Source organism: Streptomyces humidus, assembly GCF_014649655.1.
In the GTDB taxonomy this organism is placed as follows: domain Bacteria; phylum Actinomycetota; class Actinomycetes; order Streptomycetales; family Streptomycetaceae; genus Streptomyces; species Streptomyces humidus.
The window spans coordinates 1-733 of record NZ_BMTL01000159.1 but is presented as its reverse complement, the minus strand read 5'-3'; the positions used below and the strand labels follow the sequence as shown (position 1 = coordinate 733).

Annotated in this window: 1 protein-coding gene; it reads left to right on the top strand. The window is 73.7% G+C overall.

The genetic code is table 11. The features are described 5' to 3' along the window. Window positions 1-733, top strand: a 733-nt coding sequence (locus tag IE239_RS41540) for a beta-ketoacyl reductase (RefSeq protein WP_229878831.1), incomplete at both ends; no start/stop codon positions are given.

Here is a 733-nt window from a genome sequence, read left to right as displayed (position 1 = left end):
CCGCCCGCCGCCGTGCGTCGGGGCTGCCCGCGGTCTCCCTCGGCTGGGGTCCCTGGGCTCCGGGGGCGGGCATGACGGCCGAGCTGACCGAAGCGGACCTGCGCCGCATGGCACGCGAGGGCTTGCGGCCGCTCGCCCTCGAGCAGGGACTCGGACTGTTCGACGCCGCTCTGGAGATCGGCCCGGCGCTCGGAAAGGCGGCGGTGCTGCCGCTCAATCTCGACCTCGCAGCGCTCCGCAGGGGTGGAAACGTCCCCGATCTGCTGCGGGCTCTGGTGCGCACGTCCGCACGCCGGACCGTGGAGGCGCGGGCCGTGCCGGGAGGGGCGGGCGACCTCGCCCGGCAGGTCGGAGGGCTTCCCGAGGCCGAGCGCGAGAGGTTTCTGATCGACCTCGTGCGCGGGCAGGCCGCCTCCGTCCTGGGCCACGCGTCCGCCACCGACCTGGAGGCCGACCAGCCCTTCAAGGCTCTCGGCTTCGACTCCCTGACGTCGGTGGAGCTGCGTAACCGTGTGGCCGCGGCCACCGGCATGAGGCTCCCCGCCACGCTGGTCTTCGACTACCCGACACCGGCCGCCCTCGCCCGCCATCTCCTGTCCGAGCTGTCGGACGAAGCGGAGAGCGTCGACATGGCGTCGGCGCTGCCCGCGCCGGTGAGTGTGGGTGACGATCCGGTGGTGATCGTGGGTATGGCGTGCCGGTTCCCGGGTGGGGTGGGTTCGCCGGAGGATCT